Below are 311 nucleotides of genomic sequence, written 5' to 3' on the forward strand. Positions count from 1 at the left end.
TGGTGGAGGTCGCGACCGCGTCGGGCCGCATCGCCTATGGCCCCGTGGCTCCGGAGGACGTGTCCACCCTGTTCGAGACCGGCTTCCCGACGAGTTGCGATCACCCGCTCTGCCTCGGTCCCACCGAGGAGATCCCCTACCTCAGGAACCAGGAGCGGCTGACCTTCGCCCGCTGCGGCGTGATCGACCCGCTGTCCGTCGCCGACTACCGGTCGCACAGCGGCTTCCGCGGGCTGGAGCGCGCGCTGTCCTTGACGCCGGCGGAGATTGTCGCGGAAGTTCTGGAATCGGGCCTGCGCGGGCGCGGCGGC

1 protein-coding gene is annotated in these 311 nt (G+C 71.1%); it reads left to right on the plus strand.

Annotated features, from left to right (window positions below; genetic code table 11):
* Positions 1-311 (plus strand): thioredoxin domain-containing protein (locus tag JT719_RS24500; RefSeq protein ID WP_479725269.1); only part of this gene is annotated, 311 nt, incomplete at both ends.

Origin of the sequence: Sabulibacter ruber (assembly GCF_017355955.1) — a bacterium.
Taxonomy (GTDB): domain Bacteria; phylum Bacteroidota; class Bacteroidia; order Cytophagales; family Hymenobacteraceae; genus Nibribacter; species Nibribacter ruber_A.